The 4,882-nt window shown below is 73.6% G+C and carries 3 protein-coding genes; 2 read left to right on the plus strand and 1 reads right to left on the minus strand.

Annotated elements, in window-relative coordinates:
• The coding region (locus tag G6045_RS39200; RefSeq protein ID WP_165337022.1) for a type IV secretory system conjugative DNA transfer family protein at window positions 1-1,586 on the plus strand (1,586 nt) is incomplete at its 5' end.
• Window positions 1,587-1,664: 78 nt separating this feature from the next.
• Here the strand turns inward: G6045_RS39200 and G6045_RS39205 are convergent.
• Window positions 1,665-2,876, minus strand: a complete 1,212-nt coding sequence (locus tag G6045_RS39205; protein WP_165337023.1) for a hypothetical protein — start codon at window positions 2,874-2,876, stop codon at window positions 1,665-1,667.
• A gap of 278 nt (window positions 2,877-3,154) precedes the next feature.
• Here G6045_RS39205 and G6045_RS39210 point away from each other — a divergent pair, with 278 nt between their 5' ends.
• On the plus strand, window positions 3,155-4,801 hold the full coding sequence (locus tag G6045_RS39210) for a PucR family transcriptional regulator (RefSeq protein ID WP_165337024.1): 1,647 nt from the start codon (window positions 3,155-3,157) through the stop codon (window positions 4,799-4,801).
• Window positions 4,802-4,882: the final 81 nt, after the last annotated feature.

Consider the following 4,882-nt stretch of genomic DNA (forward strand, 5'->3'; position numbering starts at 1 on the left):
CTCCCCAGGAGGACCCGGCCCGCTGGCCCCACCTCCGCGCCGCCGGCGCCGCCGAAGCCGCCGACAAGCTGGCCGCCGAGGCCGGCGCGGGACGGATGCGGGACGTGGACCTGGCGCGGATCGAGCGGGCCTGGCAGTCGGTGCGTTCCGGCCGCCACCCCCTCGACACCTTCACCCGCGCCGTGCTCAGCGACGGCGCCGCCGCCTGCCTGCACCCCTCCGGCGCCCGCGACCTCACCACCCGCACCGCCCGCCACGACCTGCGCACCGGGCAGGTCCGCCTCGGCAAGGCGGCGGACGACCAGCGCAATCCGTACGCCTATCGCGGCACAGGACTCGCGCTCGGCCCCGAACTGCTCGGCACCAGCTTCCTCGCCGTCGGCCCCTCGGGCTCCGGCAAGACCGGCAGCGTGATCCGCCCGCTCGCCGAGGCCCTGTGCCTGGGGGCGCTCGCGGGCCGCGCGGCCGTGGTGGTCGTCGGTGCGGCGGGTGTCGGGCTCGGGCCCGCGGAGAACTACGACGTGGTGATCCGTATCGGACACCCCGACTCCGAGTACGACTTCGACCTCTACGGCGGTACGAGCGACCCCGACGAGGCCGCCACCGTGCTCGCCGAGGCACTCGTCGGCGATCTCGCCGACCCGCACCCGGGCGGCGACAGCCGCCGCTCGGCCACGGTGCTGGCCCAACTCCTCGGCCCCTACCGGGCCGTGCACGGCCGCTTCCCCTCCGTACCGGAGCTGCGGGCACTCCTCGACGGAGCGCCGGGGCCGTTCGAGGAGCTGCGCAAGGCCCTCGACGAGGCGGGCGACGAGCCGATGCTGCGCGAACTCGACGCCCGCGAGCGGCAGTCGGGCGCCTCCGGCGACCCCGGCTCCCTGCTCGCCGACCGCGTCGCGCTCCTCGACCGCCCGGCCTTCGCGGGCTTCTTCGATACGACGGGTCAGACGCAGCCCTTCTCGCTGCGCGCCCTCGACCATCCCGTACGCGTGCGGATCGACCTGCCCGAACGCGGCCACGCGGACGCCTCGCGGATCCTGGCCCGCCTTGTCCTCGCGCAGTTCACCGCGAGCGCCGCGCACCGCGAGGACCGCTCGCTGTTCGCCTGCCTGATCCTCGACGACGCGGCGCGCACCATCACGCCCGAGGCCGTCCGCGGCATCCAGCGGCTGAGGTCGGCGAACGCGGGTACCGTCCTCACCCTCCGTACGCTCGACGAGGTCGCCCCTCCGCTGCGCACCGCCCTGCTCGGCGCGGCCGGCTGCCGGATGGCGCTCAGCGGGGTGACGCCGTGGGACGGGCAGCAGTTCGCGGAGGTCTGGGGCAAGGAGTGGATCGAGGCGCGCGATGTCACCGACCGGCAGATCGTCGCCGACGAGCCGCTGACGAAGGTCTCCCATTTCGTACGGAAGGTCATCACCGGCAAGGCGCCGACCGCCCAGTCCGTGACCGTCCGGCAGGTGGAGCGCGAACGCTGGTCGGCCTCGGAACTCGCCCACGCCGTGCCGCCGGGGCATGCGGTGCTCTCGCTGACGACGGTGCGCGGGGAGCACGCGCCGCCGCTGCTCGTGGACCTGCGGGGGTAGTGCCCCGGGTTCCTGCGTCCGGCTGACGGCCCGGCATCCCTCGTCTCAGGTCCGGCCGACGGCCTGGCATCCCTCGTCTCAGGTCCGGCTGACGGCCTGGCACCCCGCGTCCGGCTCCCGCATCGGCGCGGACCGGTCGTAAGGGTCGACGGTCGGGGCGCCGGCGCTCGGACCGCCGGAAGCTTCTGCCGTCGCGGCGAACCAGGGCTCGATATAGCCGGTGGGTGCGGTGTCGCAGCCGGTGTTGGTGAACTCGGAGCGGTAGTCGAGCACCGAGAAAGTGCCGGGCGCGGTCTGCCACTTGGCCGGATCGTCCCAGCTCAACGTCAGCTCGCGGCGGACGATGACGCGCAGCACTTCCTCGTCGCCTTCCGCGACCGTCGTGACCGGGTAGACGAGCGTGACATCCGCGGTCACCACGAGGTCGCCCCTGCTTCCTTTCTTGTACGTCAGCCGGCCCCGGGTCTTGACCACCTCGCCCACGAGCTTGGTCTTGAACGGGTGGAAGCGGCTGATCAAGTACGTCGGGTCGTCCTGCTCGGTCGGCTTGCGCAGAGCCCGGTCCACGAACCTGCGCATATCGGGCTGGTGCGGATTGATCAGCGTGATCGCCTTGGCGGGCCGCTCGCCGTAGAGCACCTTCGGGTCCAGATTCGTCGCCACGAGGAACTCCCGCGCGAGCACGAGGGCCTGGGCCACCTCGGCCTCGCTCATCCAGGCGGTGGCCCGTGCCCCGGGGACGTGCACGCCTTCGGCGCCGTCGGCCCACTGCGACGCGGGCGATCCCCGGAACGGTTCGGCCAGGGTCGGGGCCTGCGGGTCGACGGGCGGTGGCGCGGTCTCGGGCGGCGCGGTTTCGGGTGGCGCGGTTTCGGGTGGCGCGGTTTCGGCGGGAAGGGCCTTGGCCGGGAGGGGCTCGGAGGGCTTCGGGGCCGGATCGCCGCCGGTCAGGAGCGAGGGCTTCATGGCGAAGAGCAGCACCGCCACCGAGCCCACGATCGCCGCGGCGTACCCCCACTTCCTGGCGCGAGCGCGCCGGGGTTCGGCCGCCGGTCCCGTACGCCAGGCGCCGGGCTCCGGGGAGTCGCGCAGCCGGGCCGCCACCTGGCGGGCCCGGGCGGAGGGTTCCGCGGGGGCGGGTGCGGCGCCCGCCTCGGACTCGCGCAGAAACCGTTCCCACTCCTCGTCCGGTATCGACGAGTCGCCCTGGCCTCCGGAGGCATTCCCCTGACCCCCGGACGAACCTCCTCGGCCTCCGGACGAATCCCCCCGGCCCCCGCGTCTGCCCATGCCGTCCGCCCCTTCGTCTCCCCGGCACCGGCGGGTGACCGATGCGCACGCGATCGCACAGCAGCCGCTCGGAATCGCACAGCAACAGCCCGCGCTCCCACCGCAGCAGCACAGAATCGCCACGGGGCGCACAAGTTGTCCATACACTGAGGCAGAATTGCGGTACCCGCTTCATACGTCCCGGCCAAAAGCCGACAAGTCGTCCCAGTCCCTCATCGCACCCTTCGTCCCGCTGCTTCGCCCGCTCCATCGTCCCGCCCAGGAATTCCGGAAGGCCCATGCCGCCCACGCTCGCCTCGCTCGTCCATCACTCCGCGCTCAAGCTCCGCGTGCGCGCAGGTGAGGACCGGCTGGACACCCCGGTGCGCTGGGCCCACGTCAGCGAGCTCGCCGACCCCGTTCCGTACATGGAAGGCGGCGAGCTGCTGCTGATCACGGCGCTCAAACTGGACGCCGAGGACCACGACGCGATGCGCAGCTATGTGAAGCGCCTCGTGGATGCGGGTGTGATCGGCCTCGGTTTCGCGGTCGGGGTCAATTACGAGGACATCCCGGACGCGCTGGTCTCCGCCGCGTCCGGTGAGGGTCTGCCGCTGCTCGAAGTGCCGCGCCGTACGCCCTTCCTGGCGATCAGCAAGGCGGTCTCGGCGGCGATCGCGGCCGATCAGTACAAGTCGGTGACGGCCGGCTTCGCCGCGCAGCGCGAACTCACCAAGCAGGCGCTCGCGGGCGGCCCGGAGGGGCTGCTCGCCGCGCTGGCCGCGCAGGTCGACGGCTGGGCGGCGCTGTACGACGCGGCGGGCGCCGTCGTCGCCACCGCGCCCGACTGGGCCGCGCGCCGCGCCGCCACGCTCACCCCCGACGTGGAGCGGCTGCGTTCGCGCCCGGCCCCCGCGAGCCTGGTGGTCTCCGGTGCGGACGACCGTGTGGAGCTCCATTCGATCGGCGCCGGACGCCGCCCTCGTACGGCGCTCGCCGTCGGCACCGCGAGCAGTCTCGGCACCGCCGAGCGTTATGCCGTGCACTCGGCGATCGCCCTGCTCACCCTCACCACGGAACGGTCCCGCTCCCTGCACTCGGCCGAGCAACGCCTCGGCGCGGCCGTCCTTCGGATGCTGCTCGCCGGTGAGCCAAGCCACGCCCGTACGGTCGCGGGCGATCTGTACGGCGGGCTGCTCGACGCGCCGTTCCGGCTGCTCGTCGCCGAGACCGTCTCCGCCTCGTCCCGGGTGCACGCGGATGTGCACGCGCCTCTGCCGCCGGAACCGGCCGCGGATCCCGCGGCCGAGGAGGACCCGCTGGTCGCCCTGGCCGATGTGGTCGAAGCCGCGGCCGCGCACTCCGGTGAGGCGGTCCTGGTCGTGCCGGACGGGGGCGACCGGCTCGTGGTGCTCATGACCGACGGGGGAGCGGCGGCGTCGGCGTGCGTCGAGCACACGCGTCAGCTGGAGACGGCGCGTGCGGCGGGGCGCGACCAGCCCGCGCCCGAGACCGACGACCTGGTGGTCGGTCTGTCCGCGCCGGCCGGTCCGATCGCCGCGGCGGCCGCGTACAAGCAGGCCGAGCAGGCGCTCTCGGTGGCCCGCCGCCGGGGTCGCTTCCTCGTGGAGCACGAGTCGCTTGCCGCGGGTTCGGTGCTTCCGCTGCTCGCCGACGATGCGGTACGGGCCTTCGCGGACGGGATGCTCCGGGCGCTGTACGAGCACGATGCGACGGGGCGCGGCGATCTGGTCGAGTCGCTGCGGGCGTGGCTGTCGCGGCATGGGCAGTGGGATGCGGCGGCGGCGGATCTCGGGGTGCATCGGCATACGTTGCGGTACCGGATGCGGCGGGTCGAGGAGATTCTGGGGCGGTCGCTGGATGATGCGGATGTCCGGATGGAGTTGTGGTTGGCGTTGAAGGCTACGGCGGCGGCGTCGGAGTAGTGGGTGCGTGCGGGGTGAGGTGCGGGTGCGTCTCGGTTGAGGTGGGGGCGCCTGCGGCGGGCTTTTCTCCCCGCCCCGCCC

Origin of the sequence: Streptomyces mesophilus (genome assembly GCF_011044995.1) — a bacterium.
GTDB lineage: Bacteria > Actinomycetota > Actinomycetes > Streptomycetales > Streptomycetaceae > Streptomyces > Streptomyces mesophilus.